The organism is Roseomonas fluvialis (assembly GCF_022846615.1).
Classification (GTDB): domain Bacteria; phylum Pseudomonadota; class Alphaproteobacteria; order Acetobacterales; family Acetobacteraceae; genus Neoroseomonas; species Neoroseomonas fluvialis.
In genome coordinates, this window is the sequence record NZ_AP025637.1 from 4,073,773 (window position 1) to 4,093,035 (window position 19,263).

A 19,263-nucleotide genomic window follows, 5' to 3' on the forward strand; every position below is an offset into this window, starting at 1 on the left:
GGCGCGTCAGCCCGACATGACCGCGTTGTTCAGCACGCCGGCCCCCACCTGCATGAAGGCGATGAAGACTGCGGCGCCGCCGAGCTTGTCGGCCGCGATCTCCTCCTTCAGCCGGCCTTCCAGCAGTGTGGTCAGGACCAGGTGCACGACCAGCTGCACCGCGACCGCGACGATGCACCAGATGATCTGGTCGAACGGCCCGGCCGCGGTGCGCGCCACTGCCGCGATGGGCAACACCATGCCGAGCGCCTTGCCCCCGAAGGCCAGCGCGCAGGGCAGATTGCCGGCGCGCAGCAGCGTCAGTTCGGAATGCGGCGTGATCAGCGAGACGACGACGAGGCCCGCCACCCAGAACACCAAGCCAAGGCCGAAGGCGACCAGGAAACTGAGGAAGGTGGCGGGAAACAGGCTGAGGATCTCGGCGGCGGACATGCGGGGGTTTTCCTTCCTGGCGCGCGTCAGCCGCGCAGGATGTGCGGGACGAAGCGCGCGGCGGGACCGGTGATGGGTCCGCGCGATTCACGGAAGGCGATGCCGGCGGGCTCGCCGCCGACCATCCAGACCGAGAGGTTGGCGTGCACCTCCCCGGCGTTGCTGCGGAAGACCGGCAGCGGGCAGTGGGCCTGGAACAGCAGCGGGCCCATCTCGTCCTCTGGCACCAGCCCCGGGGTCTGGCCGGGCAGGTAGACATGCTCGCCATCCCAGCCGCGCCTCGGCTTGGCGACCGTGGCACCCTGTTCGGGGCGATTCAGGAAGGTGGGCAGCAGGTTCGGCGCGCCCGGCTGCTGGTGCCACAGCAGCGCCATCATGGTCTTGTCGGACAGCAGCCGCGTCCAGGCGCCAGGCAGGATCCGCGTGCGGCAGTCGGGCAGGACGTCCACGTTGGGTTCGTCCTCCATCCAGTCCCACGGGTAGATCTTCACCATTGCCTGCAGCGGCTCGTCGGCCTCGTCGGTGAAGGCCTTGGCGTCGACGTCCCAGCCGACCTGGCCGATCGAGCAGATGGACGGGCGCAGCCCCGCCTCGGTCGCCATCTCGGCGATGAACTGGGCGTCGAAGCGTTCGCCGGTGTCGGCGGGGCGGCCATCGGGCAGCGTGTCGCCGCCGGCGGCGATGGCGAATCGCGTCGGCAGGCCGGTGCGCGGCAGATGCTTGATGAAGGTCTCGTAGATCAGGTTCTCCTGGCTGTCCGACGACTTGCCCTCGGCCGCCTGCCAGGCCTCGAACCAGCCCCATTGGACGTGCCCGGCCTCGGCCAAGCCGAAGGGGGAATCGGCCTCGTAGTCGAGCAGGAAGGGCGTGCCGTCGGGCGCGAAGGAGAAGTCCATCCGCCCATGCAGCGGCGAGTCCTTGGCCGCCCAGGACTTCCTGATGGCGGTCTGCATCGCCGGGTTGCGGATGCCGAAATAGGAGAAGTCGCCGCTGGCGACGATGGCCTCGACCGCGGCGTAGCAGCGCGCCTGGATGCCCTTCGCGGCGTCGAACACGCGGTCCACCAGCGCGGCGTCGATGAGGTAGGCGGCATCGGTCACCCACCACGGCGTGCCATCGGCATTGGCTTCGAGAATGCCCAGTTCGCGCAGCCGGGCCTCGGCCTCGCGCGGGGTTTTCACGGCGATGCGCTGGAACGGCAGCGTGGTCATGGCGGCCTAGTGCATCCCCCGCCCATGCGGAATCGTTTGGACGGGTAAAGGTGCTCGCAAGAACGGACGGCTAGCGGGCATGACGCGCGCCTTTGCGACCGGGATGCACTCTAGAGCACCACATGCGGCACGAAGCGGTCCTCGAGCGTCGTCACCAGCTCGTCTCCCTCCCGTATGCCGAGCCCGCAGGGCTCGTCGCCCACCATCCAGACGCCCATGACAGGGAAGGCGTCGCCCTGCGGCGTCGCGTGCCCCGGCAGCGGCGCCCAAGCCTGCCAGATGGTGGGCGAGGGTGGCAAACCTTCCGCGATCTCGGTCGATGCATCGGCGTCGAGGCCGTCCACCCGCATGCCATGTCCCTCCAGCCCGAGTGCCGGCTTGCCGATCGCCGGCCCGTCGATGCTGCCGCGGTCGAGCGACGCCGGCAGCAGCAGAGGGTGCCCCGGAAACATCTCCCACAATGTGACCAGGATCGCCTTGTTCGCCGCGACCATGCGCCGCGCCGGTTCGATCCAGCGCGTACGGCCCAGCGGCAGCAGCCGCCCGCCATCCTCGGCATCAAGCCAGTCCCACGGGTACAGCTTGAAGCAGGCGCGCAGCGGCGTGCCGTCGGGTGTCACGAAGCCGGTGGGGTCCTGCCAGGAGATGTCCTCGACCGGCAGGAAGGCGGCCGCGTGCCCGGCGGCGCGCGCGGTCGCCATCAGGTAGGCGACCTGCGCGACCTCGTCCGCGCGTTCGTGCTCGGCGGCGAAATGCACCAGATGCGGCAGGCGCAGCGCCGGCCAGCGGGCCACCAGCGCATCGTCGATGCGGTTCCACTGGTCGGTGCCGAGGCGCGCGGCGGGCGTTTCCTCGAACCAGGCGAGCTGCACCACGGCGGCCTCCAGCAGCGCGGCCGGGGTCTCGGCGTTGAATTCGAACAGCTTGATGGCGCCGTCGGGCGCCAGGCGGAAGTCGAAGCGGCCATAGAGCGATGGCTCGGCTGCGCGGTGCGAAGCCTCGACCAGCGCGGCGAGCCGGTCGGTGAAGCCGAAGGCGGCATAGTCGCCGCGCGCCACCACGCGGTCCACCGCGGCATCGATCATGCCGTGCAGTTCGCGCGCGGCGGCCTCGAGCGCCGCGATGGCCTCCGGCGCCAGGGCGTAGCAGGCATCGCGCGCCCAGTATTCGCGGTCGTCGGGTGCATGGAAGTTGAAGCCCAGCTCCTCGGCGCGACGGGGGAAGTCGTCGTCGCGCGGCAGCAGCAGGCGGGCGATGGCGGGCGGGGCTGGGGCCATGGCGGCAGTCTAGCGCGCCATGCCCGCGGCGCGTGCGGCGGCTGCGATGCGCGGCGGCGACGGCGCGTCTTTTCCCGCCGCCGCGACCCGGGCATGCTGGCAGCGGAGGCAAATCCGGTGCACGGCGTCCTGCAATGCGGGGGGCATGTTGCGCGTCCTGTTGATCGATGGCGAGGGCGAGCGCGCTGCGGCGGTGCGGGCCGGGCTCGAAGCCGCGGGGTGCGTGGTCGTGGCCGTCGCACCGGATGCGGATGACCTGACCCGGCGGGTGCGCGACGCCCAGGCCGACGTCATCGTCTGCGACATCGACGATCCGGGGCGCGATGCTCTCGAGAGCATGCGCGCGCTGCACCGCGATGAACCGCGGCCGGTGGTGGTCTTCGCCGCACGCGGGGAGCCGGACCAGATCGAGGCCGCGCTCGAAGCCGGTGTTGCCGCCTATGTCGTGGAGGGCCTGTCGCCAACGCGCGTGCGGCCTGTGATCGAGGTGGCGATCCGCCGCTTCCGCGCCCACCAGGCGCTCTGCGCGCGGCTCGAGGAAGCCCGGGCGACGCTGGCCGACCGCGTGGTGATCGAGCGCGCCAAGGGGATCCTGATGCAGCGCCGAAGGCTGTCGGAGGAGGATGCCTACCGGATGCTGCGCCGCTGGGCGATGGATCGCGGCGAGAAGCTCGCGCATGTCGCACAGCAGTTTCTGCGCAATCTATAGGCGCCACGCAAATCCGTTAAGCAAATCACGTCGGGAATTCGCTGATTTTGCCCAGATCGGACGCGAATCCGATTCCGTCACCGCGCCGTGGCGTGCTTTCTGGACCCTGCCGCTTCAGTGCGGCCGGTGCCTGCCGCAATGACGTGGCAGGACGCCGCAACCCTATCCCGGCTGATGCGCGCGCCAATGGCGGTTCGCGATCAAGGCGCAAGGCGCCTTGGAACCGCCCGTTCATGTCGGCCTCGTTCCTGCGCATTGGCTATGTCCCGCTGACCGATGCGGCGCCCCTGGTGGTGGCGGATGCGCTCGGCTTCTTCGCCGCCGCCGGTGTCCGGGTGGCGCTGTCGCAGGAACGCGCCTGGGCGACGCTGCGCGACAAGCTCGCGCTCGGCGCGCTGGACGGGGCGCATCTGCTCGGCCCGATGGCAGTAGGCCTGGCGCTTGGCGCGGGGGGACTCCGGCGACGGGTCGATGTCACGGCGCGTCTCGGGCGCAACGGGAATGGCGTCGTGCTGTCCCATGCGCTGGCGGCCGCGGTGGGGCGCTTCACCCCGCCCCTGGCGGCCGCCGCCTTCGCCGCCGCGCTGCAGGCCCGCGCCGAGGATGGCATGCCGCCGCCCACGCTCGCGGTCGTCTTCCCCTACTCCTCGCACAACTACCTGCTACGGCAGTGGCTCGCTTCCGGCGGGCTCGATCCCGACCATGATGTGCGCCTGGTGGTGGTGCCGCCGCCGCAGACCGCCCGCGCGCTCGCCGAGGGCGCCATCGAGGGCTTCTGCGCCGGCGAACCCTGGGGCAGCCATGCGGTGGCGCAGGGCGCCGGGCGCTTCGCCCTGTCCACCGGAGATATCTGGCCGGACCATCCCGAGAAGGTGCTGGCCTTCGCCGAGGGCCTCGCGGAGCGTGACGCTGGGGCAGTGGTCGCCGCCACCGCCGCCGTCATCGCCGCGCAGCGCTGGCTGGCCGATCCGGCGAACCGCCCCGCCGCCGTCGCGCTGCTGGCCGAACGCGTCTTCCCTGGCGTCGCGCCCGCGAGCATCGCGGCAGCGCTGGCGGGCGCGCCGGCGGCGCCGACCATCGCCTTTGACCCCGACACGCCGCCCTGCGCCGAGACCGCGACGCGCTGGTTCGACGCGATGCGGCGCTGGGATCACCTGCCCGCCGCGGCATCCGCCCACGACGCGCGCGCCTGCTGGCGCGCCGACCTCTGGCAGCGCGCCGCCGAACGTGCCGCCGCGCCCGCCCCCTTCACACCCACCGTCCAGGAGCCCCTCGCATGACCGGCATTCCCGCGACCCGTCGCCAAGCCATCGCCGCCACCGCCGCGCTGCTCGCCGCCGCGCGCGCCACCACGCCGCGCGGCGCCTTCGCGCAGGGCAGCACCGCGCCGGAGGTCCGCAAGGCGACGCTCGGCTTCATCGCGCTGACCGACAGCGCGCCGCTGATCATTGCGAAGGAGAAGGGCTTCTTCGCGAAGCACGGCATGCCGGAGGTCGAGGTGGCGCGCCAGGCGAGCTGGGGTGCGACGCGTGACAACCTGGTGCTGGGTGGTGGCCGTGGCGGCATCGATGGCGCGCATCTGCTCACGCCCATGGCCTACCTCATTCACATGGGCCGCATCGTGCAGAACAACCAGCCGGTCCCGATGGCGCTGCTGGCAAGGCTCAACACCAACGGGCAGGCGATCAGCGTCGCGGCGAAGCACGCAGCGCTCGGCGCACGGCTCGATGCCGCGCCGCTGAAGCGCGCGCTCAACAGCGACAGCAAGGTCGCGATGACCTTCCGCGGCGGCACGCACGACATGTGGATCCGCTATTGGCTGGCCGCCGGCGGTATCGACCCCGAGCGCGACGTCTCCACCATCGTTGTGCCGCCGCCGCAAATGGTGGCGAACATGCGCGTGGGCACGATGGACGCCTTCTGCGTCGGCGAACCCTGGAATGCCCAGCTGGTGAATCAGCGGCTGGGCTATACCGCGCTCGTCACCGGCGAGTTCTGGAAGGACCATCCGGAGAAGTGCTTCGCGCTGCGCGGAGACTTCGTGCAGCAGAACCCGCGCGCGACCGAAGCCATGACCGCCGCCGTGATCGAGGCCGCCCGGTGGTGCGACACCCCTGCCAACACGCAGGAGATGTGCGAGATCCTGGGCCGGCGTGCCTGGTTCAACGTGCCGGTGAACGACATCATCGGCCGCATGCGCGGCGAGGTGGACTACGGCGACGGTCGCCGCGCCACGAACCTCGACATCACGATGAAGTTCTGGCGCGACCATGCGTCGTATCCCTTCCGGTCGCACGACCTGTGGTTCCTCACCGAGAACATCCGCTGGGGCATCCTGCCGGAGGGGCTCGACACCGCGCCGCTGCTGCGCGAGGTGAACCGCGAGGAGATCTGGCGCGCCGGCGCCGCGCGCGCCGGCGTGCCGAATGCCGAAACGCCCACCGGCACGTCGCGCGGGCGCGAGACCTTCTTCGACGGCAAGGTCTTCGACCCCGAGAACCCGCGCGCCTACCTCGACAGCCTGACGATCAAGAAGCTGTCGGCGGCCTGATCCGATGAACGCCATCGCCCCGCCGGCGCCGCCGGCCGACCTTGCCGCCTCAACCGCGCTGCCGCCGCGGCGCGGGCCGACGCTGACTGACCGGATGCGCCCGCATGTGCAGCATGCGCTCGCGGTCACCATTCCGCCGATGCTGCTGATCGGCCTGCTGATGGCGGTGTGGGAATGGGCGTCCTCCGGGCCGACCGCCTCGCTGCCGCCGCCATCGCGCGTGTGGGACGATGCGAAGGAGCTGATCCTGAACCCGTTCTACGACCGCGGCGGGCTCGACAAGGGGCTGGGGCTGCACCTGTTCGCCAGCCTGCAGCGCGTGGCGGTGGGCTTCGCGATCTCGGCCGTGGTGGGCGTGGCGCTGGGGATGCTGGTGGGATCGTCGCGCCTGGCGATGCGCGCGCTGGACCCGCTGTTCCAGGTGCTGCGCACGGTGCCGCCGCTGGCATGGCTGCCGCTCTCGCTCGCGGCCTTCCGCGAGGCGCAGCCTTCCGCGATCTTTGTCATCTTCATCACCGCGGTCTGGCCGATCATCATCAACACCGCGGTCGGTGTGCGGAACGTGCCGGCGGATTACCGCAATGTCGCACGCGTCATCCGCCTGTCGCCCTTCGACTGGTTCCTGCGCATCGTGGTGCCGGCGGCCGCGCCCTACATCTTCACCGGGCTGCGGATCGGCGTCGGGCTGTCGTGGCTGGCGATCATCGCGGCCGAGATGCTGATCGGCGGCGTGGGCATCGGCTTCTTCGTGTGGGATGCGTGGAACTCCTCCAACCTCTCCGACATCATCGTGGCGCTGGTCTATATCGGGGTGGTCGGCTTCGTGCTCGACCGCGCGATGGCGCTGGTTGGCCGCGCCGTCACGCGCGGCACCTCCGAACAGTGAAGGGGCCGGCCATGGAACGCGATTTCCTGGATATCTCGCGCGTGTCGGTGCGCTTCGGCGCCGGCGCGCCGCTGGTGCTGAACGGCATCGACCTCAAGATCCGCCAAGGCGAATACGTCGCCGTGATCGGCCATTCGGGCTGCGGCAAGTCCACGCTACTGAACGTGGTGGCCGGCCTTCTGAACGCGACGCAGGGCGGCGTGATCCTGGAAGGCCGCGAGGTGACTGAACCCGGCCCCGACCGCGCGGTGGTGTTCCAGAACCACAGCCTGCTGCCCTGGCTGACCGTGTATGAGAACGTGAAGCTGGCGGTGGACCGCACCGCCGGGCGCGGCATGTCGCGCGCCGAGCGCCACGACTGGACGCTGCGTAACCTGGCGCTGGTGCGCATGGAAGGCCATGCGCAGAAGCGGCCGCACGAGATCTCGGGCGGCATGAAGCAGCGCGTGGGCATCGCACGCGCTCTGTCGATGAAGCCGAAGGTCCTGCTGCTGGACGAACCCTTCGGCGCGCTGGATGCGCTGACCCGCGCCCATCTGCAGGACCAGGTCATGGCGATCCATGCCGATCTTGGCACCACCGTCATGATGATCACCCATGACGTGGACGAGGCGGTGCTGCTGTCCGACCGCATCGTGATGATGACGAACGGCCCGAACGCGACGATCGGCGAGGTGCTGGACGTTGACCTGCCGCGTCCGCGCGACCGGCTGGCCCTGGCATCGGATGCGCGCTTCCTGACGGCGCGAGAGGCCGTGCTGCGCTTCCTGCACGAACGCCACGCATTGCCGGCCGCGGCGTGACCATGCGCGTGCTGGTGATCGGCGCAGGGCCCGCAGGTACGCGCTGCGCCGAGCGCCTGGCGGAACGCGGTGCCGAGGTCACGTTGGCCGGCGCCGAGCCAGCACTGCCCTATGACCGGGTAGCGCTCGGCCGCGTGCTGTCGGGCGAGGCGGAGGTGCGCGCGCTCATCACCCATGACGCGGCCCGCCTACGCGCGCTCGACATCCGCTTCCGCGCCGCGACGCGCATCGCGGCGATGGAACGCGCGGCGGGCAGCGCCACGACGGCGCGCGGCGAGACCATCGTCTGGGACCGCGTGGTCCTCGCCACCGGGTCGGACGCGGTGCGCCTGCCGCTGCCGGGTGCGGAGCTGCCGGGCGTGTTCGTCTACCGCAGCATCGCCGATGTGCAGGCGATGCGGCGCGCCGTGTCGGGCGGCGCCACGGCCGTCGTGATCGGCGGCGGGCTGCTCGGCCTGGAAGCGGCGGCGGCGCTGTCGATGGCCGGCGCGCGGGTGATCGTGGTGCATGCGCTGGGCTGGCCGATGGAACGGCAGCTCGACCCCGTGGCCGGCGCGCTGCTGGCACGCCAACTGGGCGCGACTCGTCGCCTGCGATTCGTGATGCCGGCGACGACCGAGGGCATCGAGGGCGATCACCATGTCCGCGCGCTGCGCCTGGCTGATGGGTCGCGCATCGCTTGCGACCTGGTGGTAATGGCAGTCGGCATCCGCCCTGCGGTGGCGCTGGCCCGCGAGGCCGGGCTCCAGGTCAGCCGCGGCATTGTCGTGGACGACGCGATGCGCAGCAGCGATGCGCGCATCCTCGCCATCGGCGAATGCGCCGAGCATCGCGGCGTGGTCTGCGGCCTGGTCGCGCCCGCGCTGGCCATGGCCGAGGTTGCCGCCGCCACGCTGCTGGGCGAGCAGCGCGCCTACGCCGCGCGCCCCGACACCGCGGCGCTGAAGGTCTCGGGCATCGCGGTCTGGTCGGCCGGCGAGATCGCGCCACCCGATGCCGAGGCGGTGACGCTATCGGACGAGGAGGCCGGCTTTTATCGGCGGCTCTGGCTGCGCGGCGGGCGGCTGGTGGGCGCGGTGCTCTACGGCGACACGGCCGATGCGCCCTTCTACCTGGACCTTCTGTCGAGCGGCCGACCGGTCGAGCCGTTCCGCGCGCGCCTGGCATTCGGCGCTGCCTTTGCGGAGGCCGCGTGATGACCGATCCGGGCTTCACCGGCGAGCAGCAGGAATACCTCAAGGGCTTCATGGCCGGCGTCGAGGCGCGGCGCGGCACGCTGCTGCCGGGCGGCGGCGAAGGTGGTGCGCCGCCCGACGCGCTGCGCGCCGCGCAGGACGCGACGATCGCGCGGGGCGGCAAGCTGGTTCCGCAGGAGGATGCCAAGCGCGCGAAACACCCGCTCGACCGCTGGGACGAACTGACGGCGCGCGCGCAGGCCAACACCTTCCCCAAGCCGATCGACGATTTCATCGGCCGCTACCACGGGCTGTTCTTTGTTGGGCCCGCGCAGGATGCCTTCATGTGCCGCCTGCGAATCCCGGGCGGCATCCTCTCCGCGCACCAGCTCGATGGCATCGCCGAGATCGCGCGGGACTGCGCCGGGGCCTATGCCGACATCACCACGCGCGCCAACCTGCAGCTGCGCGAAATCCCCGCCGCCAAGGGCATCGAGGTGGTGGCGCGCCTGGCCGAGCTCGGCATCATCCCCAAGGGGACGGGTGCGGACAACATCCGCAACATCACCGCCAGCCCGACCGCGGGGATCGACGCGCAGGAGCTGATCGACACCCGGCCGCTGGTGCGTGCGCTGCACCACCACATCCTCAATACCCGCGACCTGTTCGGCCTGCCGCGCAAGTTCAACATCTCGGTCGCCGGCGGCGGCGCGGTGGAGGTGCTGGAGGAGACCAACGACATTGCACTACGCGCCGTGCGCACGCCGGACGGGCTCCGCTATCGCCTCACACTGGGTGGCATCACGGGGCACAGGGACTTCGCCCGCCCGACCGGCGTGGTGGTGAAGCCGGAGGATGCGGTGCGCGTCTGTGACGCCATCCTGCGCGTCTTCATCGCCGAGGGCGATCGCACCGACCGCAAGACGGCGCGGCTGAAATATGTGCTGGACCGGCTGGGTGTGGACCGCTTCATCGCCCTGGTGGAACAGCGCCTCGGCATTGCGCTCGAGCGCATCGAGGACGCCGCGCTGGACCATGCGCCGCCACCCGCCAAGCACGGGCATATGGGCATCCACGCGCAGAAGCAGGACGGGCTGAACTATGTCGGCATCGTCACGCCGGTCGGGCGCCTGGCTTTCGCGCAACTGCAGGGCATCGCGGCGCTGGCGCGGCGCTTCGGCAGCGGCACCATCCGGCTGACGGTCTGGCAGAACCTGATCGTCAGCGATGTTCCCGACAGCGCGGTGGCGGAGGCCTGCGCCGCAATCGCCGCACTCGGCCTGGGCTGGCAGGCATCGAAGCTGCGCGGCGGGCTGGTCGCATGCACCGGTAATGCGGGGTGCAAGTTCGCCGCGTCCAACACCAAGCGCCACGCGGCGGAGCTGGCGGATTTCCTGGATGCGCGCATCACCGTCGATGCGCCGATCAACATCCACCTGACCGGCTGCCACCATTCATGCGCGCAGCACTACGTCGCGGATATCGGGCTGCTCGGCGCCAAGGTTGAACGCGGCGACGACCTGGTCGAGGGCTACGACCTGCATGTCGGCGGCGGCGCCGGGCCGGAGCAGAAGATCGGCCGGATGATCCTGCCCAAGGTCGCGGCAGATGTGCTCGGCCCGACCGTGCTCGCCGTTCTGTCGGCCTGGATGCGCGACCGCGCACCGGGCGAAACCTTCCAGGCCTTCACCGCGCGCCACGACGATGCCGCACTCGCCGCCATCGCGCAGGCGGAGCACGCCCCCGCATGAACGCCATCCTGCCGTCCGGCCTGCCGCCGGCGCCGGTGCCGTTGATCCCGGACTCCGCGCCTTTCACCGCCGCGCAGCGCGCCTGGCTGAACGGCTTTCTCGCCGGGCTCTATGGCGGCGCGGCGGCAGCGGGCAACGCGTCCGCCGCGCCCCCGCCGCCAGCCGAGGATTTTCCCTGGCACGATCCGGGCCTCGAACTCGACGAACGCATCGCGATGGCGGAAGGTCGCCCGCTCAGCCGGCGCCTGATGGCCTGCATGGCGCAACTGGACTGCGGTCAGTGCGGCTACCTGTGCCAGACCTATGCCGAGGCGCTGGCGAGCGGCGCCGAGACCTCCGCATCGCTCTGCGTGCCCGGCGCGAAGCCGACGCAGAAGGCGCTGAAGGCGCTGCTGGCGGAAGCGCCGGCGGCCCTGCCGAGGCCGGCCGTCGCCGCGGCCGCGGCACCCGCGGGCCGACCGGTGCGCTTCGTTGCGGCGCATCGCCTGACCGGCGCGGGTTCCGCGAAGGATGTACGGCATGTCGTGCTCGACCTGGCCGAGAGCGATCTGACGTATGAGCCGGGTGACAGCCTCTCCGTCGCCACGCCGAACGATCCCGCGCTGGTCGATGCCGTGCTCGCCCTGCTCGATGCAGCGGACGATGCCGCGCTGCGGGCGGAACTGCTGCACCGGCGCGACATCGCCCGTCCGCTCGACCGCACGATGGACCTGCTGGCGGGCGCGGCGAAGCACGCCCCCCATGCCGCGGCGCTGCGCGCGCTGGCGGATGGCGAAGACGGCGCCGAGCCCGCGGATGCCGACTTGCTCGACCTGCTCGCGGCCTTTCCCTCGTCACGTCCGCCGGTCGCGGACCTGGTTGCGTCGCTCCCCACGCTGAAGCCGCGGCTCTATTCCATCGCATCCTCGCCGCTGGCGCGCCCGGGGCGTGTCGAACTCTGCGTCGGCGTGGTGCGGGACGAACGGCGTGGGCGGTTGCGCGACGGCGTCGCCTCCTGCCATCTCGCCTTCCGCGCGGATGCCCAGACACCATTGTCCGCGTATGTCCAGACCAGCCACTTCCGCCTGCCGACAGACGCGGCGACGCCGGTCATCATGGTCGGGCCGGGGACGGGCATCGCGCCATTCCGCGCCTTCCTCCAGCATCGCGAGCAGATCGGTGCGAAAGGCCGCGCCTGGCTGTTCTTCGGCGACCAGCGCAGCGCCACGGATTTCCTGTTCGGCGAGGAGATCGCTGCCTGGAAGACCAGGGGCGTGCTGTCGCAGCTCTCGCTGGCCTGGAGCCGCGACGGCGCGCGGAAGGTCTATGTCCAGCACCGCATGGCCGAGGCGGCGGCCGACCTGTGGCGGTGGCTGCAGGATGGCGCGCATTTCTACGTGTGTGGCGATGCCTTGCGCATGGCCAAGGATGTCGATGCGGCGTTGCGCGGCATCGCGCAGTCCGAAGGCGGCATGACCGCGGACCAGGCGCGCGACTGGATCGTCTCCCTCGCACGCCAGGGCCGCTACCAGCGGGATGTGTACTGAAATGGTGGGCAGATTCACCCTGCGCGGCGTCGTCGGATCGCGATCGGGCCGGTGATGGACGGCAGCATCGCCCAGCGCGCGATCCGCACGACCTGCCCCTATTGCGGTGTGGGCTGCGGCGTGGTCGCGACACCCGATGGCCGTGGCGGGGCGGCCATCGCGGGGGACGCGACGCATCCCGCCAATGCCGGGCGGCTGTGTAGCAAGGGCACCGCGCTGGGCGAAACACTGTCGCTCGACGAACGCCTGCTGCATCCGGAGGTGAACGGCAAGCGCGCGTCGTGGGACGCCGCGCTGGATGCAGTCGCCGAAGGCTTCCGCCGCGGCCTCGCGCAACATGGGCCTGACGGCGTGGCGCTGTATGTCTCGGGCCAGTTGCTGACCGAGGACTATTACGCCGCCAACCGCTTCGCCAAGGGCGTGCTTGGCACCGCCAACATCGACAGTAATTCGCGCCTGTGCATGGCGAGCGCGGTCGCCGCCCATATCCGCGCCTTCGGCGAGGATGTGGTGCCCGGCGTCTACGACGACCTGGAACTGGCCGATACGATCGTACTTGTCGGCAGCAACCTCGCCTGGTGCCATCCGGTACTGTTCCAGCGCATCCAGGCCGCGAAGGCACGGCGACCGACCATGCAGGTCATCGTGGTCGATCCACGCCGCACCGCGACCTGCGAGGGCGCGGCGCTGCACCTGCCGCTGCGTCCCGGCAGCGACGTGGCGCTGTTCGCCTCGCTGCTGGTGCACCTGGCCGATCACGACCATGCGCATGCCGCGTATCTCGGCGCACACACCGAGGGCGCCGCCGAAGCGCTTGCCGCCGCGCGCTCCATCGCCCCGCGCGCAGCCGAATTCACGGGCCTCGATCCTGCCGCGATCGCGCGCTTCTGCGCGGCATGGGCGCGCAGCCCGCGCACCGTCACGCTCTGGAGCCAGGGCGTCAACCAATCCTCCGCCGGCACCGACAAGGCGAACGCCATCATCAACTGCCACCTGCTGACGGGGCGGATCGGCACGCCAGGCGCGGGGCCCTTCAGCGTGACCGGACAGCCCAATGCGATGGGCGGGCGCGAGACCGGCGCCCTCGCAACCATGCTGGCCGGACATCTGCGCTTCGACGTGCCCGCCGAACACGCCGCGCTCGCTGCCTTCTGGCGCGCGCCGGCCTTGCCGACGGCGCCGGGGCTGAAGGCGACGCAGCTCTTTGCCGCGCTCGCGGAACAGCGCATCGGCGCGCTGTGGGTCATGGCGACCAACCCCGCCGTGTCGCTGCCCAATGGCGACGGGGTGCGTGCGGCGCTGGCCCGCGCGCCGTTCCTCGTCGTGTCCGAGACCACGCGGCGGTCCGACACCGCGGGCTACGCGCATGTGCGCCTGCCCGCGCTCGCCTGGGGCGAGAAGGACGGCACGGTGACCAACAGCGAGCGCGTGATCAGCCGCCAGCGCGGCTTCCTGCCGTGGCCGGGCGACGCGCGGCCGGATTGGTGGGCCGTCGCGCAGGTCGCGGCGCGCCTGGGCACCGCATTCGGCTGGAAGGGACCCGCCGCGATCTTCCGCGAACATGCGGCGGTGACGGGGCTTGCCCGTCCTTCCCGGCGCGCCTTCGACATTTCCGGCCTCGCCCAACTGTCGGACGCGCAGTACGACGCGCTGGCGCCGACGCGCTGGCCCGTGCCCCCGCATGGCACCGCCACCAGGCGCTTCTTTGCCGCCGGCGGCACGCTGGCGCCGCGCGCATGCCTGGTGCCTACGCCCTTCCGCGCGCCAGTCGAGGATGTCTGCAGCGCTTTCCCGCTGCGCCTGCTGACCGGCCGCCTGCGCGACCAATGGCACAGCATGACCCGCACCGGCACTGTGCCGCGCCTCATGGCCCATGCGCCCGAACCGGTGCTGACACTGCATCCGCAGGACGCGGCGGGGCTGCCGGATGGCGGTCTGGTCGAAGCGCGCTCCGCGCGCGGCAGCGCGGTGTTTCGCCTGGCGCTGGACGAGGGCCAGCGGCGCGGCACAGCCTTCGCGCCGATGCACTGGACGGCGCAATTCGCGCCGGCCGCGCGCGTCAATGCGCTGGTCGCGCCGCATGCCGACCCGGTGTCGTTCCAGCCTGAACTGAAGAATGCAGCCATCCGCGTCGCGCCGTTCGCCGCCACCTGGCATGCCTTCCTGCTCCTGCCGCGACGCCTGTCGGCCGACATTGCGCCATGGTGCGCCGCGATCCCGGTCCAGGGCGGCGCCTGGCGGCACGAACTCGCCGGAAGCGACAGTCCGGCCGAGGCCTTCGCGCGGCTGCGCAGCCTGATCGCGGCGCAGGACGCCGCATGGCAGGTGCTCGAGGACGCAGCGGCCGGGGTCTACCGCGCCGCCGTGCTGCGCGGGGGCAGGCTGCTCGGCGCTGTGCTGCTCGGCCCCGACGCAGCCCTCCCGCCGCGCGCCTGGCTGTCGGCGCTGATGGCCGGCGAAGGGCCGCTGTCGATCGCCGAACGCGCCGCACTGCTCGCGGGCATCCTGCCGGGCGGTCCACCAGCCTCGCCGCTGGTCTGCGCCTGCCATGGCGTGAGCGCGGCCACGATTCGCGGCTGCGGCGCGCCCGACGTGGACGGCGTGGGTGCCGCGACCGGCGCGGGCACCGGCTGCGGATCCTGCCGTCCCGAGATCGCCGTGCTGATCGCCCGCCAGCCGGAGGATGCGTGATGCGCCACTTCCCCGCCTTCCTCGATCTCCATGGCCGTACTGCATTGCTGATCGGCGAAGGCGAGACCGTGGCGCGCAAGGCCGAACCGCTGCGGCGCGCCGGCGCCTTGCTGCGCCAGGCATCCCGCTTCGATGCCGTGCTGCTGGATGGCGTTGCAATCGCGATCGGCGCCGATGCACCCGAGGACGATCTGCGCGCGCTGTCGGTCGAGGCGCAGCGGCGCGGAATCCCGGTCAACATCGTCGACCGCAGCGAACTGTGTTCCTTCATCATGCCGGCAATCGTCGATCGCGATCCGGTCACGGTGGCGATCTCGACCGGCGGCGCGGCACCCACTCTCGCGCGCATGGTGCGCCAATCCATCGAGACCGTGCTGCCACCGCGCCTGGGTGCGCTGGCGGCGCTGGCCAGCCGCTTCCAGGCCTTGGTCCGCCGTCGCCTGCCGGATCTTCCAGCCCGGCGCCGCTTCATCGACGCGGCGCTGGGCGGACGGCCCGGCCAGCTCGCACTCGCCGGTTGCGACACCGAGGCGTCGGGCGCCTTCGCCGCGGCGCTGGAGACCGCCGACGCGGCACCTGCCGGCGTGGTGTACTTGGTCGGTGCCGGACCCGGTGCGGCTGACCTGCTGACGCTCCGCGCGCTGCGCCTGCTGGGAGAAGCGGATGTCATCGTGCATGACCGGCTGGTGGCGGACGCGGTGCTGGACATGGCGCGGCGCGACGCGGTGCGCATCTTCGTGGGCAAGGCGCGCGCCAACCACTGCATGCCGCAGGGGGAGATCAACGCGCTGCTGGTGCGCCTGGCGCAGGACGGGAAGCGCGTGGTGCGGCTGAAGGGTGGCGACCCCTTCGTGTTCGGCCGCGGCGGCGAGGAAGCGGCCGCCCTGGCCGAGGCCGGCATCCACCACGAGGTGGTCCCCGGCGTCACCGCAGCCCTGGCCTGCGCGGCCGAGACCGGGATACCGCTGACGCATCGCGACGCCGCGCGCGCGCTCGTGCTGGTCACGGGCCATACGCGGGATGGGCGGCTGGATGTGGACTTCGCGGCGCTGGCGCGGCCCGGGCAGACCGTCGCGATCTATATGGGGCTATCGACCTTGCCGGAACTCGCCGCCGGGTTGATCGGCGCCGGGCTCGACCCGTCCACGCCAGCGGCGATGGTCGAGGATGGCGGGACCGGCGCCTCGCGTAGGCTCGACGGCACGCTCGGCACGCTGCCGGATAGCGCCATCGGCTGGGCGTCGGGGCGGCCTGCCCTGATCCTGGTCGGCGAGGTCGTGGGCCGGGCGCCGCTGCGGCCCACGCCGTGCGGCGCGATCGTCCACGACAAGCGCGCAATATCACGCGGCGATGGTCGGCGTGCGCCGGGCGCATCGGCCGCTGCCGAGGGTCGCGGGGCCTGAGCCAGGCCTCTCGGCGCGACCAAACCGCTGCTTCGCCTTGCGCATCGGCGCGCGAGGCCGGTTGTGCGGCTCGGAATGGCCTACGGTGCGAAATCAGCTACCACCAGCCGCAGTCTGGTGCCCTGCAGCCGGATGACGATGCCGGCCACGGCGTTTTCGTTCACGTCGCCCTGCCCGCCCCGCAGCGTGTCAGTATCCGTCGTTACCGTCGATGAGGCTTGCTGCGGGCGATCCGGTCAGCACGCCGTTGATGGTAGAGCCGACCCGTCAGCGACGCTGGCGTTGCCCGCGGCGCCCGTCGCGTGCGCCGACACGTGCTCCAACGGCCCGAATGACCTGGCCGCGGGCCGATGCTTCCCGGTCAGACAGGCCGCGCGTACTCCGTACCCGGCAATGCTGCCGACCGCGCCTCGGTCTGCGCGGAGTGCGGTGCGCCATCGCGATCCACCTGTATGCGGGAGGCCAGGAGCGCTGCCTGCGTGCGATTGCGCACCTGCATTTTCTGCAGCAGGTTCGTCACGTAGTGCTTCACGGTCTTCTCGCTCAGTTCGATGCGCTGGCCGATCTCCTTGTTGCTGATGCCCATCGCGATGTACGAGAGGATCTGCGCCTCGCGCGCACTCAGGCGCATCGTCGGTGCACCATCCGGCGCGGCGTTGTGGACCTTGCGATCGAGCCGCGCGAACAGCGAGGCCGCGAGATTCGGTGTAACGTAGGTTTCGCCGCCATGCACGGCGCGCAGCGCGGTGATCAGTTCCGCCCCACCCACGCCCTTGAGCACGTAGCCGCGCACGCCTGTCTTGATCGCCTCGAGGATCCGATCGCTATCGGCGACGACGGTGAGCATCAGGATGCGCACGGCGGGCGAATTGGCCGTGATCGCTGCGACCGCCCGGATGCCGTCGCCGCCCTCCGAGAGGTTCATGTCCAGGAGCATCACGTCGGGCCCGAGGTCGCGGCTGATGCGCACCGCATCCTCGGCCGACGCGCCCTCACCAACGACCTCGATGTCGGCCACCGCCCGCAGGGTCTGCATCACGCCATCCCGAAACAACGGGTGGTCGTCAACGACTGCAACGCGGATCATGAGCCCGTCCTCCCTTCCGGTGTGACGAACGGCATTGTCGCCGTCAGGCGCGTGCCATTCCCGGGCACGGTGTCGATACGCAGAGTCCCGCCCAGGCTCTCCATGCGGTTCGCAAGCCCCGAAAGACCGAGGCCACCATGCGGTCCGCCGAAGATCGGCAGCGTCATGCCCGGACCGGTGTCCGAGATCTCGACCACGATCGTTCCATCACGGCACCAGGCATCGACCGACTGGCCCTTTCCCTGCGCATGACGGAAGGAATTGTTCAGCCCCTCCTGAACGAACCGACAGATGCTTGTCTTGACGAAGTGGGGCGTGTCGGACGGCAGCCCGGCGAAGTGGCTCGCGACAACCGTGCCGGTGCGCCGCTCATGCCCCTCGATCACCGATGCGATGGCATCCGCGAAGGGCAGTTGCGTGACGCCGGGCATGCACAGTCCGGCACTGATGCTGCGCACCTCGTTCATCGCATCCGACAGCGCTGTCCGTATGGGGCCGAAGGGGGGCTCGTCGTCGCCGGCCGGCGCCACGGTGCCGAGGCGCAGCAGCGCGAAGCTGATCAGCTGGGCCGGTCCGTCGTGCAGTTCTGCGCCAAGGCGATGCAGGAACTGCTCGTTCTCCGCGGCGGCGAGCCGGGACGCCTGTTCGACCCTGCCACGCAGCAACGAGTTCTGGCTGAGCAGATCGGACAGCTCGCGAACCTTCTCCGTGAGGGAATGCCGCTGCTGCTCGATCAGCTGGCTGCCGCGGGTCACGATGCCCAGCAGCGACACGATCATCGCGATGAAGACCGCGCCGGTGACCACCCAGGTGTCTCGACGCGACCGGACAAGCTCGTTGTTCAGGACCTCGGCGTTCTCGTAGAACTCCGCGACCGCGACCACGCGCCCCGCCGCGTTGCGGATCGGGACATAGACCTCGATCAGCGGAACATTCATGTTCCGTTCCCACGTACTTTCGGCATCGTCCAGGATGTCGAACTCGACCGAGGTCATGCCGTCCAGCGCCCTGCGCAGCGCTTCGGTCGGCTCGAACCTCTGGCCGAGGATCTGCGGATTGGTGCTGTAGACGACCGTGCCCTCGGGGGACCAGATTTTCAGGGCGGCAACCTGCATGCGCTCCGAGGCCCGCCGCATGAGCGCGTCGATGGCTTCGTGCTGCGCCGGAGAAATCACGTCACCGACTTCGCTGTTCGCGAAATGCGGCCCGAGGATGTGGTCGACGAACAACGTCGCCGCCGCTCCGGCGTGATACTTCGCCTTGTCCTCGATGGTGGAGGAAATCCAGTGTCCCTGGACCAGCATGCCCATCAGGAGCACGGCGCTGCTCACCACGGAAAACTGTGCGGTCAGGCTGAGCGAGCGTGGCCAAGCGCGTGAGGCACGGCTGCGCGGCGCGGCGTCGGCGAGGCAGATGCCGGGCTCCGGTACCGGCCGCGCCGCAGACCTTCGCCACCAGCACAGCCGCTGCACAAGGCCCGATGCCGTTCGCCCTGCGTGACGCGACCGCGGTTCGCCCCGATCCAGAGGGCACCCGGTGCGGGCCGCATCGACGATATTCTCCTCCGTCACGGCCGGATCGCTGCCATCGGCCGGCGATGCCCGCACCACACCCCGAACCGGCCCAGCCGGCGCCGTGTCCACCAGCCTGCTGGTGACGCGCCGCCCAAGCCAGCGTTGAGGCTTCGACCCGATCATGCAGCGCAGCCCGATCGGCGCGGATGTTCACCCGGCCCACGCGGCAAATGCAGATGGCGAGACC

15 protein-coding genes are annotated in these 19,263 nt (G+C 71.0%); 10 read left to right on the plus strand and 5 right to left on the minus strand.

The window, feature by feature from the left end:
• Positions 1-6: 6 nt before the first annotated feature.
• From MWM08_RS19580 to MWM08_RS19590, 3 genes are all read right to left on the minus strand, one after another.
• Positions 7-432, minus strand: a complete 426-nt coding sequence (locus tag MWM08_RS19580) for a DUF350 domain-containing protein (RefSeq protein WP_244408196.1) — start codon at positions 430-432, stop codon at positions 7-9.
• A gap of 26 nt (positions 433-458) precedes the next feature.
• Positions 459-1,643 (minus strand): glutathionylspermidine synthase family protein, encoded by a 1,185-nt coding sequence (locus MWM08_RS19585; protein WP_244408197.1) that lies wholly within the window; start codon positions 1,641-1,643, stop codon positions 459-461.
• A gap of 110 nt (positions 1,644-1,753) precedes the next feature.
• Positions 1,754-2,920: a glutathionylspermidine synthase family protein gene (locus MWM08_RS19590; protein ID WP_244408198.1), complete on the minus strand. Its 1,167-nt coding sequence runs from the start codon at positions 2,918-2,920 to the stop codon at positions 1,754-1,756.
• Between the two features lie 145 nt (positions 2,921-3,065).
• On the opposite strand from MWM08_RS19590, the gene MWM08_RS19595 reads away from it, so the two are divergent.
• From MWM08_RS19595 to cysG, 10 genes are all read left to right on the plus strand, one after another.
• Positions 3,066-3,629, plus strand: coding sequence for an ANTAR domain-containing response regulator (locus MWM08_RS19595; RefSeq protein WP_244408199.1), 564 nt, complete (start codon positions 3,066-3,068; stop codon positions 3,627-3,629).
• A 233-nt stretch (positions 3,630-3,862) separates the two neighbouring features.
• A complete protein-coding gene (locus tag MWM08_RS19600; protein ID WP_244408200.1) occupies positions 3,863-4,909 on the plus strand; it encodes a CmpA/NrtA family ABC transporter substrate-binding protein in 1,047 nt (348 codons plus the stop codon).
• On the plus strand, positions 4,906-6,180 hold the full coding sequence (locus MWM08_RS19605; protein ID WP_244408201.1) for a CmpA/NrtA family ABC transporter substrate-binding protein: 1,275 nt from the start codon (positions 4,906-4,908) through the stop codon (positions 6,178-6,180). Before MWM08_RS19600 ends, MWM08_RS19605 begins: the two co-directional genes overlap by 4 nt.
• Before the next feature lie 4 nt (positions 6,181-6,184).
• Positions 6,185-7,066: a nitrate ABC transporter permease gene (ntrB, locus tag MWM08_RS19610; RefSeq protein WP_244408202.1), complete on the plus strand. Its 882-nt coding sequence runs from the start codon at positions 6,185-6,187 to the stop codon at positions 7,064-7,066.
• A gap of 11 nt (positions 7,067-7,077) precedes the next feature.
• Complete coding sequence (locus MWM08_RS19615) at positions 7,078-7,869, plus strand: ABC transporter ATP-binding protein (RefSeq protein WP_244408203.1); 792 nt, start codon at positions 7,078-7,080, stop codon at positions 7,867-7,869.
• 2 nt (positions 7,870-7,871) lie between these two features.
• Positions 7,872-9,065, plus strand: coding sequence for an NAD(P)/FAD-dependent oxidoreductase (locus tag MWM08_RS19620; RefSeq protein ID WP_244459995.1), 1,194 nt, complete (start codon positions 7,872-7,874; stop codon positions 9,063-9,065).
• Positions 9,065-10,795 (plus strand): NirA family protein, encoded by a 1,731-nt coding sequence (locus tag MWM08_RS19625; RefSeq protein WP_244408204.1) that lies wholly within the window; start codon positions 9,065-9,067, stop codon positions 10,793-10,795. The genes MWM08_RS19620 and MWM08_RS19625 overlap by 1 nt, the downstream gene beginning before the upstream one ends.
• Complete coding sequence (locus MWM08_RS19630; RefSeq protein ID WP_244408205.1) at positions 10,792-12,321, plus strand: sulfite reductase subunit alpha; 1,530 nt, start codon at positions 10,792-10,794, stop codon at positions 12,319-12,321. Before MWM08_RS19625 ends, MWM08_RS19630 begins: the two co-directional genes overlap by 4 nt.
• 54 nt (positions 12,322-12,375) lie before the next feature.
• Entirely contained in the window at positions 12,376-15,012 is a 2,637-nt protein-coding gene (locus MWM08_RS19635; RefSeq protein WP_244408206.1) for a nitrate reductase, read from the plus strand.
• Complete coding sequence (gene cysG, locus MWM08_RS19640; protein WP_244408207.1) at positions 15,012-16,415, plus strand: siroheme synthase CysG; 1,404 nt, start codon at positions 15,012-15,014, stop codon at positions 16,413-16,415. Before MWM08_RS19635 ends, cysG begins: the two co-directional genes overlap by 1 nt.
• Positions 16,416-16,776: 361 nt before the next feature.
• Here the strand turns inward: cysG and MWM08_RS19645 are convergent, their stop codons facing one another.
• On the minus strand, positions 16,777-17,502 hold the full coding sequence (locus MWM08_RS19645; protein WP_244408208.1) for a response regulator: 726 nt from the start codon (positions 17,500-17,502) through the stop codon (positions 16,777-16,779).
• Entirely contained in the window at positions 17,499-19,199 is a 1,701-nt protein-coding gene (locus MWM08_RS19650) for a sensor histidine kinase (protein WP_244408209.1), read from the minus strand. Before MWM08_RS19650 ends, MWM08_RS19645 begins: the two co-directional genes overlap by 4 nt.
• Between the last annotated feature and the right edge of the window lie 64 nt (positions 19,200-19,263).